Genomic DNA, 21,021 nt, shown 5'->3' on the forward strand with positions numbered 1-21,021 from the left:
CGTGGGCAGCGCCGACCCCGCGCAGGCTCCCCTTCCCACGCTGCGGCCCGGCGCCCCGCACAGGCAGGCGCGGCCGGCTCCTACACGGCGTGGAACACCGTTTTGCAGAAGATCACTCCATCGATTTTTTAAACAGAAAGGTGGACATCATGAAAGCACGCATCTGGATTGCCGCTGCGGCGGCCACCTCCGTGATGGCGCTGGCAGGCTGCGCGTCGGGCCCGAACCAGAACCTGGGCACGGGTGTCGGCGCGGTCGGCGGCGCGCTGGTCGGCAATGCGATCGGCGGCAACACCGCCAGCACCGTGGGTGGTGCCGCCATCGGCGGGATCATCGGCAACCAGGTCGGCCGCAACGCCGACGAACGCAACTACTACAACCAGCAGCGCTATCCGCAGGGCAATTACTACCCGCGCAACGGCCCGACCTACTGACCGTCCGGGTGCCTGGCACCCGTGCTGCACCAACGAAAAGAGCGCCCCGCGGGGCGCTCTTTTTTCGTGGGCCGACGCGGCTTCAGGCGCCCTGCTGCGCGCGCGCCTTCTCGGCCCGCGCCGCGCGCCAGGCGCCGAAGATCGCGAGCAGGCCCGGCACGAAGATCAGTGCCCAGATGATCTTGTCGAGATGCTGGCGCACCAGTGGCAGGTTGCCGAAGAAGTAGCCCGCGGTCGCGATGCCCAGCACCCACAGCAGCGCGCCGCCGACGTTGAACATGCTGAACTTGGCGCGGCTCATCTCGGCCACGCCCGCCACGAAGGGCGCGAAGGTGCGGATGAAGGGCATGAAGCGCGCGAGCACGATGGTGATGCCGCCGTAGCGTTCGTAGAAGGCATGGGCCTGGTCGAAGGCCTTGCGGTTGAAGAAGCGCGAACTCTCCCACTGGAACACCTTGGGCCCGAAGTAGCGGCCGATGCTGTAGTTGCACTGGTCGCCGAGGATGGCCGCGATCACCAGCAAGGTGCAGGCGATCGGAAAGCTCATCAGCCCCACACCGCACAGCGCGCCCACGATGAACAGCAGCGAATCGCCGGGCAGGAAGGGCATCACCACCACCCCCGTCTCGACGAACACGATCAGGAACAGGAGCGCGTAGACCCAGGGGCCGTAGGCGATGACGAAGGCCTCGAGGTGCTTGTCGACATGCAGGATGAAGTCGACGAGAAAGCTGATGATTTCCATGGGGGCGGATTATCCTTGCAGCGTCCGCCCCTCGGGCGAAGACCCCAGGCCGCGACCGCGCCTGCAGAACACCCACCCCCACCTTGGAGACACCCATGACAGGTCAATACATCCAGCTCGCCGCCAAAGACGGCAGCGGCAGCTTCCGCGGCTACCTCGCCGTGCCGGCCTCGGGCCACGGGCCCGGCCTGGTGATCGCGCAGGAGATCTTCGGCGTGAACAAGACCATGCGCGACGTGGCCGACTACTACGCCGAGGAAGGCTACGTGGCGCTGGTGCCCGACCTGTTCTGGCGCCAGCAGCCCGACGTGGAACTGGGCTACAGCGAGGCCGACTGGCAGCAGGCCTTCAAGTTCTACGGCGGCTTCGACGAGGCCAAGGGCATGGAGGACATCCAGGCCGCGCTCGACGTGCTGCGCGACCGGCCCGAGGTGGTCGAGCGCCAGGCCGGCGTGCTGGGCTTCTGCCTCGGCGGCAAGCTGGCCTACCTCGCGGCCTGCCGCACCGATGCCGACGTGTCGGTGGGCTACTACGGCGTGGGCATCGACGCGGCGCTCGAGGAAGCGAAGAACATCCGCAAGCCACTGCTGCTGCACGTGGCCGAACTCGACAAGTTCTGCCCGCCCGAGGCGCGCGAGCGCATCGTGCAGGCACTCAAGGGTCATCCGAAGGTGGCGCTGCACGTCTATCCGGGCGTCGACCACGCCTTCGCTCGCGCGGGCGGCGACCACTTCCACAAGCCCTCGGCGCTGATGGCGCACGAGCGCAGCATCGCCGCGCTCAAGGCCGCGATCGGCCCGCGCTACGACCTCTCGGCGCTGTGGGACAAGCACTGCGAGTACGAGTTCGGCACCCGCAACGTCGACGACACCATGTCGACCATGGTGGCCGAGCCCTACGTCAACCACATCCCGACCATGACCGGTGGCGTGGGCTACGGGAACCTGCACGCCTTCTATACCAACCACTTCGTCAACAGCAATCCGCCCGACACCGCGCTGACCTCGATCTCGCGCACCGTCGGTGCGACGCAGGTGGTCGACGAGCTGCTGTTCACCTTCACCCACACCACCGAGATCCCGTGGATGCTGCCCGGCGTGCCGCCCACGGGCCGGCGCGTGGAGGTGCCGCTGCTCGCGGTCATCAAGTTCCGCGGCGACAAGCTCTACCACGAGCACATCTACTGGGACCAGGCCAGCGTGCTGGTGCAGGTGGGCCTGCTCGATCCGAAGCTGCTGCCGGTGGCCGGCATCGAGACGGCGCGCAAGCTGCTCGACGAGACGCTGCCGTCGAACACGCTCATGCCCTGAGCACGCGCGCCGCATGAAGAAGATCGACCCGCGGCTGCTGCAGGCCTTCGTGGCCGTCGCGCGCGAGGGATCGGTGTCCAAGGGCGCGCAGCGCCTGTTCCTCACGCAGCCGGCGGTCAGCCTGCAGCTCAAGGAGCTGGGCGCGCTGGTCGAGCTCGAGCTGTTCCAGCGCACGCCCACCGGCCTGCTGCTGACGCGCGACGGCGCGGCGCTGCTCAACCACGCGGAACACGCGCTCGAAGGCCTCAACGATTTCGCGATCGCCGCCGAGCGCATGAAGGGCGGCGTGCGCGGCGCACTGCGCATCGGCACCATCCTCGACCCCGAGTTCACGCGCCTGAGCGGCCTGCTCAAGGAGCTGGTGACGCTGGCGCCCGAGCTCGAGACCGAGCTGCACCACGGCACCAGCGGCGAGGTGCTGGCCAAGCTGCTGAACAAGGAGGTCGACGTCGGCTTCTACCTCGGCGATCCCGATGCGAGCGACCTGCCGCAGGCCAGCTCGGCCTCGCGCCGCAGCGAGGGCAAGGCCTTCCATTCGACCGTGCTCACGCGCTTCAGCTACCAGGTGATCGGCCCGCCGGGCTGGGGACCGCAGGTGATGGGCCGCGACTGGCCCGACCTGAGCTGCCTGCCCTGGGTGCTGGCGCCGGCGACCTCCTCGCACTCGCGGCTGCTGGCGCCGGTGCTGCAGGCGCGCGGGCTGGTGCTGAAGAAGGCAGCGCAGGCCGACCAGGAGTCGTCGATGCTCGCGCTGGTGCGCGCGGGCGTGGGCATCTCGCTGGCGCGCGACGCGGTGGCGCTGCGCGCCAGCCAGCGCGACGGGCTGGTGATCGCCGACCAGGTCGGCATCGAGAGCGACCTGCGCTTCGTCTGCCTCGCGGGCGCGCTGCGGCGCCCCGAGGTCGACTGCGCGATGCAGGCGCTGGGGCGCGCCTGGCGGCTGTCGCTCTGAACCGGCCTCAGGCGCGCGGCAGCGCCGAGCCCTCGAGCGCCGCGCCGGACCGCGAGGCCTCGCGCGGCCCGGCGATCACGGTGCGCCAGCCCCTGGGCATCAGCGCCAGCATCAAGGCCGCGAGCAGCGCCGCGCCGCCCAGCGTGTAGAGGCCGGCGGCCGAGCCGCCATGGTTCTGTTCGACATAGGTGCGCAGGCTCGGCGCCACGAAGCCGCCGAGGTTGCCGATGGAATTCACCAGCGCGATGCCGGTGGCGATGCCCAGGCCCGACAGGCGCTCCGACAGGAAAGCATAGAAGATCGGCGTGCCCGACAGGTAGGTCGAGGCACCGATCGACAAGGCCGCGATCGCGAAGATCGGCGAGCCGTGCGCCGACAGGCAGACGCACACGCCGAACACCGTGTAGAGCGAGGCCACCGTGAGGCGCCGCCGCTCGTGGTGCCGGTCCGACCAGCGCGTGACGAAGTAGACGACGAACAGCGCCAGCAGCCACGGGATGCTGGTGACGAAGCCCACCATCAGCCCGATCTTCTGGCCGAGGATCTGCGACACCTGGCTCGGCAGGTAGAAGATCAGGCCGTAGGCCGCGATCTGCACGATGAAGAAGTTCAGCGCGAAGAACATCACCTTCGGGTTGCGCAAGGTCTGCATCACGGTGTGCGGACTGCCGGCCGCCTTCTGCGCCGCCTCCTGGTCGAGCACGGCCTGCAGCGCGTCCTGCTCCGCGGGCGCGAGCCACTTCGCGGCATGCGGCCGGTCGACGATCACGAAGAAGGCCGCGATGCCGACCACCACCGCCATCGCGCCCTCGATCAGGAACATCCACTCCCAGCCCTTGAGCCCGCCGATGCCGTGCATCTCGAGCAGCGCGCCCGACACCGGCCCGCCGATCACCAGCGCGCCCGCGAAGCCGAACAGCAGGATGCCGTTGGCCTGCGCCCGCACCTTGGCCGGGAACCAGTAGGTCAGCGTCAGCAGCACGCCCGGGTAGAAGCCGGCCTCGGCGATGCCGAGCAGGAAGCGCAGCAGGTAGAAGGAGGTCTCGGTGGTCGCGAACATCATGGCCGAGGCCACCAGGCCCCAGCTCACCATGATCCGGCTGAGCCAGATGCGCGGGCCGACGCGCGTCATGATCACGTTGCTCGGCACCTCGAAGATGGCGTAGCTCACGAAGAAGATGCCGGCGCCGAGCGCGAAGGCGCCGTCGCTGAGGCCGGTGTCGATCTGCAGCGCGTTCTTCGCGAAGCCGACGTTGACGCGGTCGAGGATCGACATGATGTACATGAGGACCAGCATCGGCAGCAGGCGCCAGCGCGCCTTGTGGACGGCGGCGCCGACCAGGGGGCTGTAGGGATTCATCGTTGTTGTCTCCTGAAAAATTCTCGGGATGAAGCGCGTTCTGGCTAGTGGTTGCGGCGCGGAATCCCCGCGGTCTGCGCCACGCGCTGGTACTTGACAGCCGGCTTGAGCACCATGCCTTCGGACAGCGTGTCGACCATCGCGCGCTGGATCTCCTGCCACGGCGTCTGGCTCGCGGGGATCGGGTAGCCGCCCGCGGCCTCGAGCTGGCGCGCGCGGGAGCGCAGTTCCTCGTCGTCCACGAGCATGTCGACGCGGCGCGCCTTCAGGTCCACGCGCACGCGGTCGCCGGTGCGCAGCAGCGCCAGGCCCGCGCCCGCCGCGGCCTCGGGCGAGGCATTGAGGATCGAGGGCGAGCCCGAGGTGCCCGACTGCCGGCCGTCGCCGATGCAGGGCAGCGCCGAGACGCCGCTCTTGAGCAGGTGCGCAGGCGCGCGCATGTTCACCACCTCCGACGAGCCCGGATGCCCGATCGGCCCCACGCCGCGCATGAACAGGATGCAGGAGGCGTCGATGTCCAGCGCCGGGTCCTCGATGCGGCGCTCGTAGTCCTCGGGGCCGTCGAACACGATCGCGCGGCCGACGAAGGCATCGAGGTCGCCGGGCGCGCTCAGGTAGCGCGCCCTGAACTCGTCCGAGATCACGCTGGTCTTCATGATCGCGCTGTCGAACAGGTTGCCCGACATCACGAGGAAGCCGGCGTTCTTTCGCAGCGGCGCCTCGAAGGGGCGGATCACGTCGGTGTCCTTCACCGGCGACTGCGCGCAGTTCTGCGCCAGCGTGCGGCCCGTGACCGTGAGCGCGCCCTCGCGGATCAGGCCGTGGCGATGCAGCTCGGCCACCACGGCCGGCACGCCGCCGGCGCGGTAGAACTCCTCGCCCAGGTACTTGCCGGCCGGCTGCATGTCGAGCAGCAGCGGCACCTCGAGCCCCACGCTCTCCCAGTCCTGGATGGCCAGGTCCACGCCCGCGTGCTTGGCGATCGCGATCAGGTGGATCGGCGCGTTGGTCGAGCCGCCGATCGCCGAGTTGACGACGATCGCGTTCTCGAAGGCCGCGCGCGTGAGGATGTCCGAGGGCTTGAGGTCCTCGCGCACCATCTGCACGATGCGCCGCCCGGTCTCGTAGGCCATCTGCCCGCGCTCGCGGTACGGTGCCGGAATCGCGGCGCAGCCCGGCAGGCTCATGCCCAGCGCCTCGGCCAGCGCGTTCATGGTCGAGGCCGTGCCCATCACGTTGCAGTGGCCGATCGAGGGCACGGTGGAGCCGACCAGGTCGATGTAGCCCGGAAAGTCGATGCTGCCCTTGGCGAACAGCTCGCGCGCCTTGAACAGCGTGGTGCCGGTGCCGGTGCGCTGGCCGTCGTGCCACCCGTTGAGCATCGGCCCGCCCGACAGCACGATGGCCGGGATGTTCGCGGTGGCCGCGGCCATCAGCGCGGCCGGGGTGGTCTTGTCGCAGCCGGTGGTCAGCACCACGCCGTCGATCGGGTAGCCGGTCAGCGTCTCGACCAGGCCCAGGTAGGCCAGGTTGCGGTCGAGCGCGGCCGTGGGCCGGCGGCCGTTCTCCTGGATCGGGTGCATCGGGAATTCCATCGCGATGCCGCCCATCTCGCGGATGCCGTCGCGCACCCGCTGCGCGAGCTCGCGGTGGTGCCGGTTGCACGGCGTCAGGTCGGAGCCGCTCTGCGCGATCGCGATGATGGGCCGGCCGGACTGCAGCTCCTCGCGCGTCAGGCCGTAGTTGAGGTACCAGGCCAGGTGGAGGACCGAGAGTTCGCTGTGCTCGGGGTTGTCGAACCAGGCGGCGGAACGGAGGGGGCGGGGGGTCATTGGGGGTCTTTCTCGAAGGGCGTTCTCGTGGAGCGGCCGGAGCTTAGGGAGAGCGCCGCGCGAGCGCCAATGAGATCGGTTGCGAGGCCGTATAAGCGCTGCAAATACAGCCGATGCCCCGCCCGGGGGGCGGTCCGGGCCAGCTTCTAGAATGGTTCGGTGAGCGCCCTTCCCACCTCCTCCCTCCCCCCGCCGAACGCCGCCCGATCCGCGAACTGCCCGACGAGCTGATCAGCCAGATCGCCGCGGGCGAGGTGGTCGAGCGCCCGGCCTCGGTGGTGCGCGAGCTGCTCGACAACGCGCTCGACGCGGGCGCGACGCAGGTCACGGTGCGGCTGGCGGCCGGCGGCGTGCGGCTGATCTCGATCGAGGACGACGGCCTGGGGATCCCGCGCGAGGAACTCGTGGTGGCGCTGCGGCGCCATGCCACCAGCAAGATCGCGAGCCTCAACGACCTCGAGACGGTCGGCACCATGGGCTTTCGCGGCGAGGCGCTGGCCGCCATCAACGCGATCGCCGAGCTGAGCCTGCAGTCGCGCGCGGTGGGTGCCGACGGCGCCTGGTCGCTCGACGGCCGCACCGGCGAGCTGCGCCCGGTGGCGCGTTCGCGCGGCACCACCGTCGAGGTGCGCGAGCTGTTCTTCGCGACCCCGGCGCGGCGCAAGTTCCTCAAGACCGATGCCACCGAGCTTGCCCACTGCATCGAGGCGGTGCGCCGCCATGCGCTGGCACGGCCCGACGTGGGTTTCTCGGTCTGGCACGACGGCAAGCTGGTCGAGCAGTGGCGCGCCAGCGAGCAGCGCGAACAGCGCCTGGGCGACGCACTCAGCGAGGATTTCGTGGCGCAGAGCGTCGTCGTCGAGCACGTCGGCGGACCGGTGCGCGTGGTCGGCCGCGCCGGCATTCCCGATGCCGCGCGCTCGCGCGCCGACCACCAGTTCTTCTACGTCAACGGCCGTTTCGTGCGCGACAAGGTGCTGTCGCACGCGGTGCGCAGCGCCTACGAGGACGTGCTGCACGGCCAGCGCCAGCCGGTCTACGTGCTCTACCTCGAGATCGACCCCGCGCGCGTCGACGTGAACGTGCACCCGACCAAGATCGAGGTGCGCTTCCGCGACGGCCGCGAGGTGCACCAGGCGGTGCGCCATGCGGTCGAGAACGCGCTGGCCGCGCCGCGCGCCGGCGACGCCACGCAGGCGGCCCAGGCGCAGCAGCCCTTCTTCAAGCCGGTGTCGCCGGTCACGACCGGCTCGTGGTCGCAGCCCGCCATCAATTTCAGGGCCGCCGAGCGCGGCGCCGGCGACTTCGAGGCCATGTGGCCACGGCGCGCCAGCGAAACCCTGCTGGCGCCCGAAGCCTCGTCGGCCCACTGGCCCGTGCTGTCCGATTCCGGCGTCGGCGCGGCGCCGGCCGCCGGCTTCGGCACCCAGGCCCCGGCCGCGCCGTTCCAGGCCCCAGCCGGCCTGGCGGCCGAGCCCCGGACGCTGGCCCACAACGACGAAGCCTGGCCACTGGGCCGCGCGCTGGCGCAGTTGCAGGGCATCTACATCCTGGCCGAGAACAGCCAGGGCCTGATCGTGGTCGACATGCACGCGGCCCACGAGCGCATCGTCTACGAGCGCCTGAAGACCCAGCTCGACGGCGCCGCCATCTCGAGCCAGCCGCTGCTGATCCCCGCCACCTTCGCCGCCACGCCGCAGGAAGTGGCCACGGCCGAGGCCTGCACCGCCGTGCTCGCCACGCTGGGCCTGGAGATCACGCCCTTCTCGCCGCGCACCTTGGCGGTGCGCGCGGTGCCCGGCACGCTGGCCGACGGCGACCCGGTCGAGCTGGCGCGCAGCGTGCTGGCCGAGCTGTCGCAGCACGACGCGAGCACCGTGGTGCAGCGGGCCCAGAACGAATTGCTGTCGACCATGGCCTGCCACGGCGCGGTGCGCGCCAACCGCAAGCTCACGCTCGACGAGATGAACGCCCTGTTACGCCAGATGGAGGCGACCGAGCGTTCGGACCAGTGCAACCACGGCCGTCCGACCTGGCGCCAGCTCTCGATCCGGGAGCTCGACGCCCTGTTCATGCGCGGGCGCTGAGCCAAATCCGCACCAAAAGCCGTCCCAAAAGCCGCCAACTGGCGGCTTTTTGAGGGTTTTTCCGGGTTTCGGGCCGTCATCCGCATGGCGGGCACGCACGTTGCATGGTGAGTTCGCCAAAGACGCCATGAAGCGCTGGCCAGGGAGGTGTCGAAATGCACGTCGGCGTGTTTCGGCAGAAAGCAGATGAACTTTTTCGCCGGCTTCGCTGTCCCTCATTCCCATGATGAAACGCTGGACCCTCCTCGCGTCAGTCCTTTCGCTTTGCGCCATTCTTGCCGCCGGCTGCTCGACCTTCGACGAGCAGCAGCGTGAATGGATCTTCCAGCCCAGCGACCGCAGCTGGGGCAACACCGCCACCATGGCCCAGGGCATGCAGGACGTGTGGATCGACTTCCAGTCCTCCATCACGGGCGAGCCCGCCCGCCTGCACGGCCTGTGGCTCGGCGGCGAGCCCGAGACCACCGACACCCCGGTGCTGCTGTACCTGCACGGCGCGCGCTACAACGTGGCCGGCTCGGCCCCGCGCATCCAGCGCATGCACGAGCTGGGCTTCTCGGTGCTGGCCATCGACTACCGCGGCTTCGGCAAGAGCTCCAAGGGCCTGCCCTCGGAGGAATCGGCGCGCGAGGACGCCCGCGCCGCCTGGACCTGGCTGGCCGCGCGCCATCCGCGCCAGCACCGCTACATCTTCGGCCACTCGCTGGGCGGCGCCATCGGCATCGACCTGGCCGCGCGCGTGAACGACGAGAGCGGCACCATCGTCGAGAGCACCTTCACCTCGATCGCCGACGTGGTCGGCAGCTTCAAGTGGGGCTGGCTGCCCTTCCGTCCCTTCATCACCCAGCGCTTCGAGGCGATCGACAAGGTCAAGGACATCGGCGCGCCGCTGCTGGTGGTGCACGGCACCGCCGACAGCCTGATCAACCCGACCCTGGGCCGCAAGCTCTACGACGCGGCCACCGTGCCCAAGCTCTTCGTGCTGGTGGAAGGCGGCTCGCACCACAACACCAACTCGGTCGGCGAGGCCCAGTACCGCGCGGCGCTCACGCAGCTGTTCCGCATGAAGCCCGACAACATGGTGGCGCGCAACCAGCCCAAGCTGTCGCCGCCCTCGCCGGCGCTGCCGCCCGCGGTGTCGCCACAGGACGTGCGCGGCGAAGCGCGCGCGAGCACCGTGCCCGCGGCGATCTAGTTAGCAGCGTCGCCGGTCCGTGCCCGAGGGCACGGACCTTCCTCACCGCCCCGTTTTCATGCCAGGTCGAACGGCAACTGCCGCAGCGGCTTGCCCGTCAGCTGCGCCACGGCATTGGCGAACGCGGGCGCCAGCGGCGGCAGGCCCGGCTCCCCCATCCCCTTGGGCGCATCGGCGCTCGGCACGATGTGGATGTCGAACTCCGGCACCTGCGTGATGCGCGCCACCGTGAAGTCGCCGAAGTTGCCCTGCTGCACCACGCCGTCCTTCAGGGTGATCGCGCTGCCCGGCAGGCAGGTCGACAGCCCCATCACCGCCGCGCCCTGCACCTGCGCTTCCACGCTGCGCGGATTGACGGCCAGGTTGCAGTGCACGCCGCTGGTCACGCGGTGCAGCACCGGCTGGCCGTCCTTGACCGAGGCTTCCACCACGTAGGCCACCACCGATTCGAAGGACTCGTGCACCGCCACGCCCCAGGCGCGGCCGTCCGCGAGCTTCTTCTTGCCGTAGCCGCTCTTGTCGACCGCCAGTTGCAGCGCGGCGCGATGGCGCGGATGCTTGTCGCCGAACAGCTGCATGCGGTAGGCCACCGGGTCCTGCTTCGTGCTGCGCGCGATCTCGTCGATCAGCGTCTCCATCACGAAGGCGGTGTGGGTGGAGCCCACGCTGCGCCACCACAGCACCGGCACGTTGAGCTGCGGATGGTGCACCGTCAGGCGCATCGGCAGCGGATAGGGATCGCGCATGCCCTCGACCGCCGTGGCGTCGATGCCGTCCTTCACCATGGCGCCCGCGAACACCGTGCCCGCGGTGATGGACTGGCCCACGATGACATGGTCCCAGGCGAGGATCCTGCCGCGCTCGTCGAAGCCGATGCGCGCGCGATGCAGGTGCATCGGCCGGTAGTAGCCGCCCTTGATGTCGTCCTCGCGGCTCCACAGCAGCCGCACCGGCACGTCGAGGCCGGCCGCGCGCGTGGCCTTGGCGATCTCGCAGGCCTCGACCACGAAGTCGCTGGTGCTCACGAAGCGCCGGCCGAAGCCGCCGCCCGCCATCTGCACGTTGACCTTCACCTGAGCGGGCTCGAGCTTCAGCGCGCGCGCCGCGGCGAAGCCATCGAGGTCGGCGGACTGGGTGCCGACCCACAGCTCGGCACGACCGTCTGACAGCTTCACCGTGCAGTTCAGCGGCTCCATCGGCGCGTGCGCCAGGTAGGGAAACACGAACTCGGCCTCGAGCTTGCGCGGCGCGCTGGCCAGCGGCGCCATGTCGGCGTCGAACTTGCGCTTGCCGGGACGACCGGCCAGTTCGCGGTACTGGGCCAGTTGCTTGTCGGAGTCGACCTTCTCGACGGCCGCCGTGTCCCATTGCAGCTTGAGCGCGTCGCGGCCCAGCTTGGCGGGCCAGTAGCCGTCGGCCACCACCGCCACGCCCTCGGCGCCGCGGTCCAGCGGAATGCGCACGACGGCCTTCACGCCCTTGACGGCGCGCGCGGCGCTGTCGTCGACCGAAGCCAGGCGGGCGCCGAACACCGGCGGATGGGCCACCACCGCCGTGAGCTGGCCCGGGTGCTTGACGTCGATGCCGAAGTCCTGCCGGCCGCTGCTCTTGGCGGCCGCGTCGAGGCGCTGGGTCGGGCGGCCGATGATGCGGAAGTCCTTCGGGTCCTTGAGCACCACCTTCTCGGGCACCGGCAGCGCCATCGCCGCCTCGGCCAGTTCGCCATAGCTCGCCTTGCGCCCGCCCGGGCCGAGCACCGTGCCGGCCTGCGTGCGCAGGGTGGAGGGGTCGACCTTCCAGCGCGCCGCCGCGGCCGACAGCAGCATGGCGCGGGCGCGGGCGCCGAGCTCGCGGTACTGCACGAAGCTGTTCTTGATGGTGTTCGAGCCACCGGTCAGGTGCATGCCGAAGAAGGGATCGGCGTAGGCGGCGTCGTTGGTGCCGCTGCGGCTGCGCACCAGGGCCCAGTCGGCGTCGAGCTCCTCGGCCAGGATCATCGGCAGGCCGGTCTGCACGCCCTGGCCGAACTCGAGCCGGTTGATGGTCACCATGACCTCGCCGTTGGGCGCGATCTGCACGAAGGCCAGCGGCTGTTGCGTCGGCTTGAGGCCGCCGGCAGCCGGGGCCGCGCCGCCGGTCTGCGCCAGGGCCAGATGCGGGAAGGTGCCGAGCGCGAAACCGCTCGCGCCGACGATCTTGAGGAAGCTGCGACGCGGCAGCGCGGCGGGCTCGTCGGCCGCGGGGCGGGCCATCAGGCGTTGCAGCGAACGCGGCAGGTCGTGGTAGTCGATGTGGGGCAGCATGGCGTTTCCTTCAGGCGAGGTTGCGGGCTGCATCGGCCACGGCCGCGCGGATGCGCGCATAGGTGCCGCATCGACAGATGTTGCCGGCCATGGCCGAGTCGATCTCGTCGGCGCTGGGCTGCTTGCCCGCGGGCAGCGACTGCAGGAAGGCGGTCGCGCTCATGATCTGGCCGCTCTGGCAGTAGCCGCACTGCGCGACGTCGTGCCGCACCCAGGCGGCATGCACGGCTGCGCCGACGCGGTCGCTGCCGTCGGTCATGCGTTCGATGGTGGTGATCTTCTTGCCCTCGGCGGCGGCGATCGGCGTGATACACGAGCGGATCGCCTGGCCGTCGAGGTGCACGGTGCAGGCGCCGCACAGCGCGGCGCCGCAGCCGAACTTGGTGCCGGTCATGCCCAGCGTGTCGCGCAGGGCCCAGAGGATGGGCGTGCCGGGATCGGCATCGACCGTGTGGTCACGGCCATTGACGTGGAGCGCAGTCATTGCTTGTTTTCTCCGTGGGTGGGTGGGGGAACGGGATTCACTTGGCGCCGTCGAGCAGCCATTGCGCGAGCGCCTGCAGGTCGGCGTCGGGCACCTGGGCCTGCGGCGGCATCGGCATCGGGCCCCATTTGCCCGAGCTGCCGGCCTTGATGCTGGCAGCGAGCTGCGCGGCCGTGCCCTTGCCGTCGCCGTACTTCGCGCCGATGTCCTTCCAGGACGGGCCCACCACCTTGGTGGCGGGTTGATGGCAGGCGACGCAGGCGTATTTCTGGGCCAGCGCGAGGCTGGCGTCGGCCTGCAGCGGCCACAGCGCGCCGGCGCCGACGGCCAGGGCCAGCACGAGCGGTGCTGCGATGGAGGTGATTTTTTCTGTGTTCATCGTGGAAAGGAGGGTTGCCTGATTCGACGGCGGGCCCGTGGCGCATGACGCCGCATGGCCGCGGGCCCACCGCCGGCGAGTGTGGGGCGAAGACCGGCCGCGCGTTTGCCTGATTCGCTCGCGTTCTTGCCTGAAACACCGAGACTGCGACGGAAATGCGCGCCGCGCGAAAGCGGCGGGCTAGACTTTTCGTGACCTGTACTTCGAAAGGATCCAGATGGACCTCGCCGAATCCGCGCGGCTGGATTCCCCGGCCGTGCTCGACGACCTGCAGCGCGCCGTGGCGCGCATCGCGAATACCGACGGCGACCACCTCACGGCCATTCCCGCGCTCTCGCTGCACCGCCGCAGCGCCGCGACCGCGCCGCTGCACTGCCTCTACGGTTTCGGTCTCGGCATCACGGTCAGCGGGCAGAAGCGGGTGGCGCTCGGCGGCGAGGTGTTCGATTACGCGGCGGGCCAGTCGCTGCTGACCACGGCCGACCTGCCCGTGGTCTCGCACATCACCCGCGCCAGCACGGCGCAGCCCTTCGTCGGCCTGGCGCTGCAGCTCGATCCGCGCGCGGTCGTGCAACTGGCCGCCGAGATGGCGCTGCCCCCGCCGACCCGGGACGGCAACCAGCGCGCCATGTCGCTCGGCGACCTCGACCCCACGCTGCTCGGCGCGGTGACGAGGCTGGTCGACCTGCTCGCCGAGCCGCGGCTGATCCCGCAGCTCGCGCCGCTGCTGCAGCGCGAGATCATGGTGCGGCTGCTCGCGGGCCGCCACGGGCCGCAGCTGCAGCGCCTGGTGGCGATCGGCTCGCCGAGCCAGCAGGTGGCGCAGAGCATGGCCTGGCTCAAGCTCAACTTCACGCGCAATGTGCTGGCCGACGAACTGGCGGCCTCCGCGAACATGAGCCCCTCGACCTTCCGCCAGCACTTCCGCGCCGTGGCGGGCATGAGCCCGATGCAGTACCTCAAGCAGCTGCGGCTGCAGGAGGCGCGGCAGCTGATGCTGAACCAGGGCATCGACGCCGGCACCGCGGGCGTGCGCGTGGGCTACGAGAGCGCCTCGCAGTTCAGCCGCGAATACGCGCGGCTGTTCGGGGCGCCGCCGCTGCGCGACATACGGCGCATGCGCGAGACGAGTTGAGATAGACACAACAGCCGGACGCAGAGGACGCGAAGGTCTCGCGAAGAGCGCGAAAGAGAAATTCAAGAAAATCTCCTTGCATTCCTTTTGCGTCCTTTGCGAGACCTTCGCGTCCTCTGCGTCCGGAAGTCCGTTCCCGTCTTCGTCCCCTCCATTTGCTACGCTCGACCCCTTCATGGGTCCCTTTTCCCCTCCCCCGATCCCCCGCGCTTCATCGCGCTCGCCGGCCCCACCGCCTCTGGCAAGACCGCCGTCGCTTTAGCACTCGCACGCGAGCATCCGGTGGAGATCGTCAGCGTCGATTCGGCGCTGGTCTACCGCGGCATGGACATCGGCACCGCTAAGCCCAGCGCCGACGAGCTGCGCGCGGCGCCGCACCACCTGATCGACATCCTCGATGCGCGCGAGAGCTACAGCGCCGCGGCCTTCGTGGCCGATGCGGCGCGGCTGATCGACGAGATCCGCGCGCGCGGCGCGATGCCGCTGCTGGTGGGCGGCACGATGCTGTACTTCAAGGCGCTGTTCGACGGCATCGATGCGATGCCCGCGGCCGATGCCGCGGTGCGCGCGCGCATCGATGCCGAGGCCGCCGAACTCGGCTGGCCCGCGATGCATGCGCGGCTCGCGCAGGTCGATCCGGTCACGGCCGCGCGGCTCGCGCCGCAGGACAGCCAGCGCATCCAGCGCGCGCTCGAGGTCTACGAGAGCAGCGGCCAGCCGCTGTCGCACTTCCATGGCAGCGACAGCAAGTCCACGCGCGGCGTCGAGGGCGGCCGGCTGTTCTCGCTCGAGCCCGCCGACCGCGCCTGGCTGCATGCGCGCATCGCGCAGCGCTTCGACGCGATGCTGGCCGCGGGCCTGCTCGACGAGGTGCGTGCGCTGCGCGCGCGCGGCGACCTCTCGCCCGAGCTGCCCTCGATGCGCTGCGTGGGCTACCGGCAGGCCTGGGAGACCCTCGAGGTCGCCGACCCGCCCGATGCCGCCGCCCTTCAAGACCTGCGCGAACGCGGCATCGCCGCCACGCGCCAGCTCGCCAAGCGCCAGGTCACCTGGCTGCGCGGCATGCCCCACCGCACCGTGATCGCCTGCGACGCGCCCGACGCGCTGCCGTCGGCGGTGCGCCTCATCGCGCCCACGCTCCTCCCATGACCCTGCGCATCTCCGATCTGGGCAAGCACTACGGCCAGGCGCCGGTGTTCGAGCACGTCAGCCTCGCGATCGAGCCCGGCGAGTTCGTCGCCATCGTCGGCGAATCGGGCGTCGGCAAGTCCACGCTGCTCAACTGCATGGCCGGCCTCGACCGCTGGGACACCGGCAGCGTGGTGCACGACGGCACCGACATCGGCGCGCTCGACGGCGAGGCCTGCGCGCTCTGGCGCCGGCGCCACGTGGGCTTCGTGTTCCAGGCCTTCCACGTGCTGCCGCACCTCGACGTGGCGCAGAACGTCGCGCTGCCGCTGATGCTGCTCGGCGAGCGCCGCGACGAGGCGCGCATCGCGCGCATGCTCGAGGCCGTGGGCCTGCCGGGCATGGGCGCGCGGCTGCCGCAGACGCTCTCGGGCGGCCAGTTGCAGCGCGTGGCGATCGCGCGCGCGCTGGTGCACCGGCCCGCGCTGCTCCTGGCCGACGAGCCCACGGGCAACCTCGATCCCTCGACCGCCGCCAAGGTCATGGAGCTGCTGATCGCGCAGACGCGCGAGCATGGCGCCTCGCTGGTGCTGGTCACGCATTCGGAGAGCGCGGCCGCGCGCGCCGACCGGCTGCTGCACCTCACGGCCGCGGGCATCCGCGTCGGCTGATGGCGCGCGCGCCCTGGCCGCTGGCCGCGATCGCGGCGATCTATGTCGCCACCGAGCTGTGGCAGGTGGTCGCGCGGCCCAGTTCGATGATCGGCATCCGGCTGGCCGTCTATGCGCTGGTGTTCCTGGCCGCGCTGCGCGGCAGCCGCGCAGCGGCCTGGCTCTGGGGCGCGATCAGCGCGGTCGCAGCCGTCGCCAGCGCCTTCGCGCTCTGGACCTTGATTTCCACGCGCAACGCCCATGGCGTGGGCCCGGCGACGATCGCCTTCATCGGCTTCCAGGCCGTCTTCTATGCGGTGGGCACGGCCTACATCTTCGGCAGCCGCTCGCTGCGCGCGTTCCAGCAGGCACGTGGCGCGCTGCGCGGCAAAGGGCCGGCCGCTCCGTCGCAATCATCCTACGACAGCGCGCGCATCGCGCTCGGCAGCGATGCGCTGATGCTGGTGCGCCAGGGCAGCGTGCAGACCCGTGTCGAGCTCGCGGCCATCGATGCGATCGCGGTGCGCTCGCAGACCATGGCCGAGGGCCTGCCGCGCGTGTGGATCGAGCCTTGCGCGCAGCGCGACGGCACGCAGCCGCTGATGGCGGTCACCACGCTGGCCGGCGGCTTCGCACGCTTCGAGGCCTGGCTGTTCGAACTGCCGGGCTTCGATGCGCCGGCCTACCGGCAGTTGCTCGAATGCGGCGAGAACGCGCGCCGCGTCGTCTGGCGCAGGCCTCACAAGGTGTGAAGAAACCGTAGCGAGCGCCCCGAGGTCGCGCCGAGGACCGGAGCCGTACTTTGTACGGTGAGGACCGCAGGTGCGAGATCGGAGCGCGCAGTAGGTTTATTCACACCTTGTCAGGCCGTGCCGCCGAGCAGCGCCGCGTAGCGCCCCAGGTCCACGTTGCCGCCGCTGATCAGCACGCCCACGCGCTGGCCCGCGATCAGCGGACCCGCCGCGCAGGCCGCCGCGAACGCGAGGCAGCCCGTGGGCTCGACCACCATCTTCATGCGCTCGGCGAAGAAGCGCATCGCCTCCACCAGCTGCGCATCGCTCACCGTGAAGATGTCGTCGACGTCGCGCCGGATGATGCCGAAGGTGTATTCGCCCAGGTGCTGGGTCTGCGCGCCGTCGGCGATGGTCTTGGGCGTGTCGATGTGCACGATGCGACCCGCGCGGAACGACTGCTGGCCGTCGTTGCCGGCTTCGGGCTCGACGCCGTAGACCTTGCAGCCGGGCGCGAGCGCGCGCGCCGACAGGGCCGAGCCCGACAGCAGGCCGCCACCGCCGAGGCAGACGAACAGGTGGTCGAGCGGGCCCGTCTCCTCGATCAGTTCCTTCACGGCCGTGCCCTGGCCGCTGAGCACGTCGGGATGGTCGTAGGGCGGGATCAGCGTCATGCCACGCTCGGTGGCGAGCCGGCGCGTCAGCGCCTCGCGGTCCTCGGTGAAGCGGTCGTACTGCACCACCTCGGCACCGTAGCCGCGCGTGGCCGCGAGCTTGGCGGCCGGCGCGTCCTTGGGCATCACGATCACCGCGGGCATGGCCAGCAGCCGGGCCGCCAGCGCGATCGCCTGCGCATGGTTGCCCGACGAGAAGGCGATCACGCCGCCCTTGCGCTGCTCGGCGTCGAACTTCGACAAGGCATTGAAGGCGCCGCGGAACTTGAACGCGCCCATGCGCTGGAAGTTCTCGCACTTGAAGAAGAACTGGGCGCCCCAGCGGGCATCGGCGGTGCTGGATCGCAGCACCGACGTGCGGTGGGCATGGCCTTCGAGCCGCGCGGCCGCGGCGGTGACGTCGTCGTAGGTGGGGAGTTGCATGGGCCTAGTGTCGCGCAGTTGAAAGCGCGCGGGCAAGGCCGCCGGAGGCGGGAAGGCAGGCCCCCAAAAAGAAACCCGCGGTCGTCACGACCGCGGGCGCTTCATCGCAGGGGCGCGAGGCTCAGGCCTCGGGTGCCACCTGCCCCTGCGGCGCGACGACGTCGGCCTGGCTCGTTTCTTCCTTCTCGTGCCGCGCCGCGATGAACAGGTACATCGCCGGCACCACGAACAGCGTGAACAGCGTGCCGATCGACAGCCCGCTGAAGATCACGATGCCCATCGCCTGGCGGCCCGCGGCGCCGGCGCCCGAGGCGATGACCAGCGGCAGCACGCCGAACACCATGGCGGCCGTCGTCATCAGGATCGGGCGCAGCCGCGTGCCCGAGGCCTCGACGATGGCGTCGAGCTTGCTCAGGCCCTGCTTCTGCAGCCGGTTCGCCACCTCGACGATCAGGATGCCGTGCTTGCTGATCAGGCCCATCAGCGTGACCAGCCCGACCTGCGTGTAGATGTTCATCGAGGCGAAGCCCCAGAAGATGAAGATCATGGCGCCGAACAGCGCCAGCGGCACCGACACCAGGATCACGATCGGGTCGCGGAAGCTCTCGAACTGCGCCGCCAGCGCCAGGAACACGATGATCAGCGCGAACACGAAGGTGATCGCGAAGTTGCCCGACTCCTGCACGAACTGGCGCGACTGGCCCGCGTAGTCGACCGTGTAGCCGCTGGGCGCGAGCTGCTGCACCACGCCGCGCAGGTACTCGAGCGTCTCGCCCTGCGTGCCACTGGGCACGCCCTGGATGGTCACCGAGTTGAGCTGCTGGAAGTGGTTCACCGTCTCGGGCTGCACGCTGTACTTCAGGCTCGCGACCGTGCTGGCCGGCACCACGCCGTTGGGCGTCTTGATGTAGAAGTTCAGCACGTCCGAGGGGTTGAGCCGGTCCACCTGCTGCACCTGCGGGATCACCTTGTAGGAGCGGCCCGAGATCGAGAAGTAGTTGACGTAGCCGCCGCCGAGCGCCGCGCCCAGCGCGTTGCCCACGTCCTGCTGCGTGATGCCGAGCGAGGCGATCTTGTCGCGGTCGACCACCACGGTGGCCTGCGGCAGGTCGATCTTCAGGTCGGCGTCGATGTAGTAGAACTTTCCTTCGGCGCGCGCCTTGTCCATGATCTGCTGCGCGAGCGTGTTGAGGTTCTCGAACGGCTCGGTGGTCTTGATCACGAACTGCACCGGCAGCCCCGAGGCACCCGGCAGCGCCGGGAACTGGAAGGCCACCACCTTGGCGCCGGCAATGCCGTTCCAGCGCCGCTGCAGGTCGGCCTGGATGTCGTGCGCGCTGCGCGTGCGCTCGTCCCAGGGCTTGAGCAGCACGCCGGCGATGCCCGCATTGGTGCTCGGCACGCCGGTCAGCTGGAACAGCTGCGCGTACTCGGGCGTGTCGTGCGCGACCTTGAAGATCTGGTCGGCATAGGTCTGCATCTGCGTGATGGTGGCCGTGGGCGCACCCACCACCTGCGACAGCACGATGCCCTGGTCCTCCTCGGGCGCCAGCTCGGACTTCGACATCTTGAACATCACGAACAAGAGGCCGATGAGGATCACCCCCATCACGATCATCACCGGCCAGGTGCGCAGCACGCCGCGCAGGATCAGCTCGTAGCGGTGGTGCACGCGCTCGAAGACGTGCTCGATCCTCGACGCGAACTTGCCGCTGTCCTGCTCGGGCTTGAAGATGCGCGAGCACATCATCGGCGACAGCGTGAGCGCGACCACGCCCGACACCACCACGGCACCCGCGAGCGTGAACGCGAACTCGGTGAACAGCGAGCCGGTCAGCCCGCCCTGGAAGCCGATGGGCACGTACACCGCCACCAGCACCACGGTCATCGCGAGGATGGGCCCGCCGAGTTCGCGCGCCGCGAGCAGCGCGGCCTGCATCGGCGTCTTGCCCTCGCGCATGTGGCGGTCGACGTTCTCCACCACGATGATGGCGTCGTCCACCACCAGCCCGATCGCCAGCACCAGCGCCAGCAAGGTGAGCAGGTTGATCGAGTAGCCGAGCACCAGCATCACGAAGAAGGTGCCGATCAGCGACAGCGGCATCGCGATCACCGGCACCAGCACCGCGCGCAGGCTGCCCAGGAACAGGTAGATCACCACCGTCACGATCAGCAGCGCCTCGACCAGCGTCTTGATCACCTCGCTGATCGAGGTGTTGATGAAGTCGGTCGAGTCGTAGACGATCTTGCCGGTCAGCCCGCTGGGCAGCTGGGCCTGCAGCTCGGGGAAGGTGGTGCGCACCTGCTTGGCCACGTCGAGGATGTTGGCCTCGGGCGCGACCTTGATGCCGATGAACACCGAGCGCACGCCGTTGAACGCGACGTTGAAGTCGTAGTTCTCGGAACCCAACGTCACGTTGGCCACGTCCTGCAGCCGCACGATGGCGCCGTTGCTGCTCTTGATGGACAGCTGCTTGAACTCGTCCACGCTGTGCAGCGAGGTGCCCGCGGTGAGCGGCACGCTCACCATCTGGCCCTTGCTCTGGCCGACGGCGGCGAGGTAGTTGTTGGCGGCCAGCGCGGCGCTCACGTCGGTGGCGGTCACGCCGTAGGCGGCCATCTTCTGCGCATCGAGCCAGGCGCGCAGCGCGAAGGTGCGCGCGCCCAGGATCTCGGCGGTCTGCACGCCGGGAATGGCATTGAGCTTGGGCTGCACCACGCGCACCAGGAAGTCGGTGACGTTGTTGTTGGGCAGCGTGTCGCTGTAGAAGCCGATGTACATGGCATCGGTGGTCTGGCCGGTGGCCACCGTCAGCACCGGCTGCTGCGCCTGCGGCGGCAGCTGGTTGCGCACCGAGTTGACCTGGGTGTTGATCTCGGTCAGCGCGCGGTTCGAGTCGTAGTTCAGCCGCAGGGTGGCGGTGATGGTCGACACGCCCAGGCTGCTCGACGACGACAGGTAGTCGATGCCCTGGGCCTGCGACACGGCGGCCTCGAGCGGCTGCGTGATGAAGCCCGCGACCGTGGCGGCGTCGGCACCGTAGTAGGCGGTGCTGATGGTGACCACGCCGTTCTCGGTCTTCGGGTACTGGTTGACCGGCAGGCCGGACAGCGCGCGCAGCCCCAGCACCACGATCAGCAGGCTCACCACCATCGCCAGCACGGGCCGGCGGATGAAGATGTCGGTGAAGTTCATGCG

The 21,021-nt window shown here is 69.9% G+C and carries 17 protein-coding genes; 9 read left to right on the forward strand and 8 right to left on the reverse strand.

Annotated features, from left to right (window positions below; genetic code table 11):
* Positions 1–149: 149 nt before the first annotated feature.
* The gene (locus R0232_RS22905) at positions 150–434 is read left to right on the forward strand and encodes a glycine zipper domain-containing protein (protein ID WP_203201862.1); all 285 of its coding nucleotides are present in this window, start codon (positions 150–152) and stop codon (positions 432–434) included.
* Between the two features lie 82 nt (positions 435–516).
* Here the strand turns inward: R0232_RS22905 and R0232_RS22910 are convergent, their stop codons facing one another.
* On the reverse strand, positions 517–1,179 hold the full coding sequence (locus R0232_RS22910; RefSeq protein ID WP_093354573.1) for a DedA family protein: 663 nt from the start codon (positions 1,177–1,179) through the stop codon (positions 517–519).
* Positions 1,180–1,274: 95 nt separating this feature from the next.
* On the opposite strand from R0232_RS22910, the gene R0232_RS22915 reads away from it, so the two are divergent.
* Positions 1,275–2,489, forward strand: coding sequence for a dienelactone hydrolase family protein (locus R0232_RS22915; protein ID WP_431509516.1), 1,215 nt, complete (start codon positions 1,275–1,277; stop codon positions 2,487–2,489).
* Positions 2,490–2,502: 13 nt separating this feature from the next.
* The gene (locus R0232_RS22920; protein WP_431509517.1) at positions 2,503–3,441 is read left to right on the forward strand and encodes a LysR family transcriptional regulator; all 939 of its coding nucleotides are present in this window, start codon (positions 2,503–2,505) and stop codon (positions 3,439–3,441) included.
* 7 nt (positions 3,442–3,448) lie between these two features.
* Here R0232_RS22920 and R0232_RS22925 read toward each other — a convergent pair whose 3' ends face one another.
* Together R0232_RS22925 and R0232_RS22930 are read right to left on the reverse strand one after the other, a co-directional pair.
* Complete coding sequence (locus R0232_RS22925) at positions 3,449–4,801, reverse strand: MFS transporter (RefSeq protein WP_431509518.1); 1,353 nt, start codon at positions 4,799–4,801, stop codon at positions 3,449–3,451.
* A 44-nt stretch (positions 4,802–4,845) separates the two neighbouring features.
* The gene (locus R0232_RS22930) at positions 4,846–6,633 is read right to left on the reverse strand and encodes an IlvD/Edd family dehydratase (protein ID WP_431509519.1); all 1,788 of its coding nucleotides are present in this window, start codon (positions 6,631–6,633) and stop codon (positions 4,846–4,848) included.
* A gap of 113 nt (positions 6,634–6,746) precedes the next feature.
* On the opposite strand from R0232_RS22930, the gene mutL reads away from it, so the two are divergent.
* A complete protein-coding gene (gene mutL / locus R0232_RS22935) occupies positions 6,747–8,720 on the forward strand; it encodes a DNA mismatch repair endonuclease MutL (protein ID WP_431509520.1) in 1,974 nt (657 codons plus the stop codon).
* A gap of 226 nt (positions 8,721–8,946) precedes the next feature.
* Positions 8,947–9,915: an alpha/beta hydrolase gene (locus R0232_RS22940; protein ID WP_208513732.1), complete on the forward strand. Its 969-nt coding sequence runs from the start codon at positions 8,947–8,949 to the stop codon at positions 9,913–9,915.
* Positions 9,916–9,971: 56 nt separating this feature from the next.
* On the opposite strand, the gene R0232_RS22945 is transcribed toward R0232_RS22940, so the two are convergent.
* From R0232_RS22945 to R0232_RS22955, 3 genes are read right to left on the reverse strand one after another with little or no spacing between them, the layout of a single operon-like run.
* A complete protein-coding gene (locus R0232_RS22945) occupies positions 9,972–12,218 on the reverse strand; it encodes a molybdopterin cofactor-binding domain-containing protein (RefSeq protein ID WP_431509521.1) in 2,247 nt (748 codons plus the stop codon).
* A 10-nt stretch (positions 12,219–12,228) separates the two neighbouring features.
* Complete coding sequence (locus R0232_RS22950; protein WP_296777200.1) at positions 12,229–12,702, reverse strand: (2Fe-2S)-binding protein; 474 nt, start codon at positions 12,700–12,702, stop codon at positions 12,229–12,231.
* Between the two features lie 37 nt (positions 12,703–12,739).
* Complete coding sequence (locus tag R0232_RS22955) at positions 12,740–13,081, reverse strand: c-type cytochrome (protein WP_256223031.1); 342 nt, start codon at positions 13,079–13,081, stop codon at positions 12,740–12,742.
* Positions 13,082–13,298: 217 nt separating this feature from the next.
* Between R0232_RS22955 and R0232_RS22960 the strand changes: the two genes are divergently transcribed.
* The 4 genes from R0232_RS22960 (at position 13,299) to R0232_RS22975 (ending at position 16,746) form a co-directional block, all read left to right on the forward strand.
* On the forward strand, positions 13,299–14,216 hold the full coding sequence (locus tag R0232_RS22960; protein ID WP_431509522.1) for an AraC family transcriptional regulator: 918 nt from the start codon (positions 13,299–13,301) through the stop codon (positions 14,214–14,216).
* Positions 14,217–14,369: 153 nt separating this feature from the next.
* Positions 14,370–15,365 carry a tRNA (adenosine(37)-N6)-dimethylallyltransferase MiaA gene (gene miaA / locus R0232_RS22965; protein ID WP_431512926.1) on the forward strand — a complete coding sequence of 332 codons (996 nt, stop codon included), beginning with the start codon at positions 14,370–14,372 and terminating at the stop codon, positions 15,363–15,365.
* Complete coding sequence (locus tag R0232_RS22970; RefSeq protein WP_208513716.1) at positions 15,362–16,015, forward strand: ABC transporter ATP-binding protein; 654 nt, start codon at positions 15,362–15,364, stop codon at positions 16,013–16,015. The genes miaA and R0232_RS22970 overlap by 4 nt, the downstream gene beginning before the upstream one ends.
* Complete coding sequence (locus tag R0232_RS22975) at positions 16,015–16,746, forward strand: hypothetical protein (RefSeq protein WP_431509523.1); 732 nt, start codon at positions 16,015–16,017, stop codon at positions 16,744–16,746. Before R0232_RS22970 ends, R0232_RS22975 begins: the two co-directional genes overlap by 1 nt.
* Before the next feature lie 110 nt (positions 16,747–16,856).
* On the opposite strand, the gene R0232_RS22980 is transcribed toward R0232_RS22975, so the two are convergent.
* Positions 16,857–17,822, reverse strand: a complete 966-nt coding sequence (locus R0232_RS22980; RefSeq protein WP_431509524.1) for a threo-3-hydroxy-L-aspartate ammonia-lyase — start codon at positions 17,820–17,822, stop codon at positions 16,857–16,859.
* A gap of 121 nt (positions 17,823–17,943) precedes the next feature.
* Positions 17,944–21,018: an efflux RND transporter permease subunit gene (locus R0232_RS22985; protein ID WP_431509525.1), complete on the reverse strand. Its 3,075-nt coding sequence runs from the start codon at positions 21,016–21,018 to the stop codon at positions 17,944–17,946.
* Between the last annotated feature and the right edge of the window lie 3 nt (positions 21,019–21,021).

It is taken from the genome of Variovorax sp. DAIF25, from assembly GCF_050711835.1.
In the GTDB taxonomy this organism is placed as follows: domain Bacteria; phylum Pseudomonadota; class Gammaproteobacteria; order Burkholderiales; family Burkholderiaceae_C; genus Variovorax.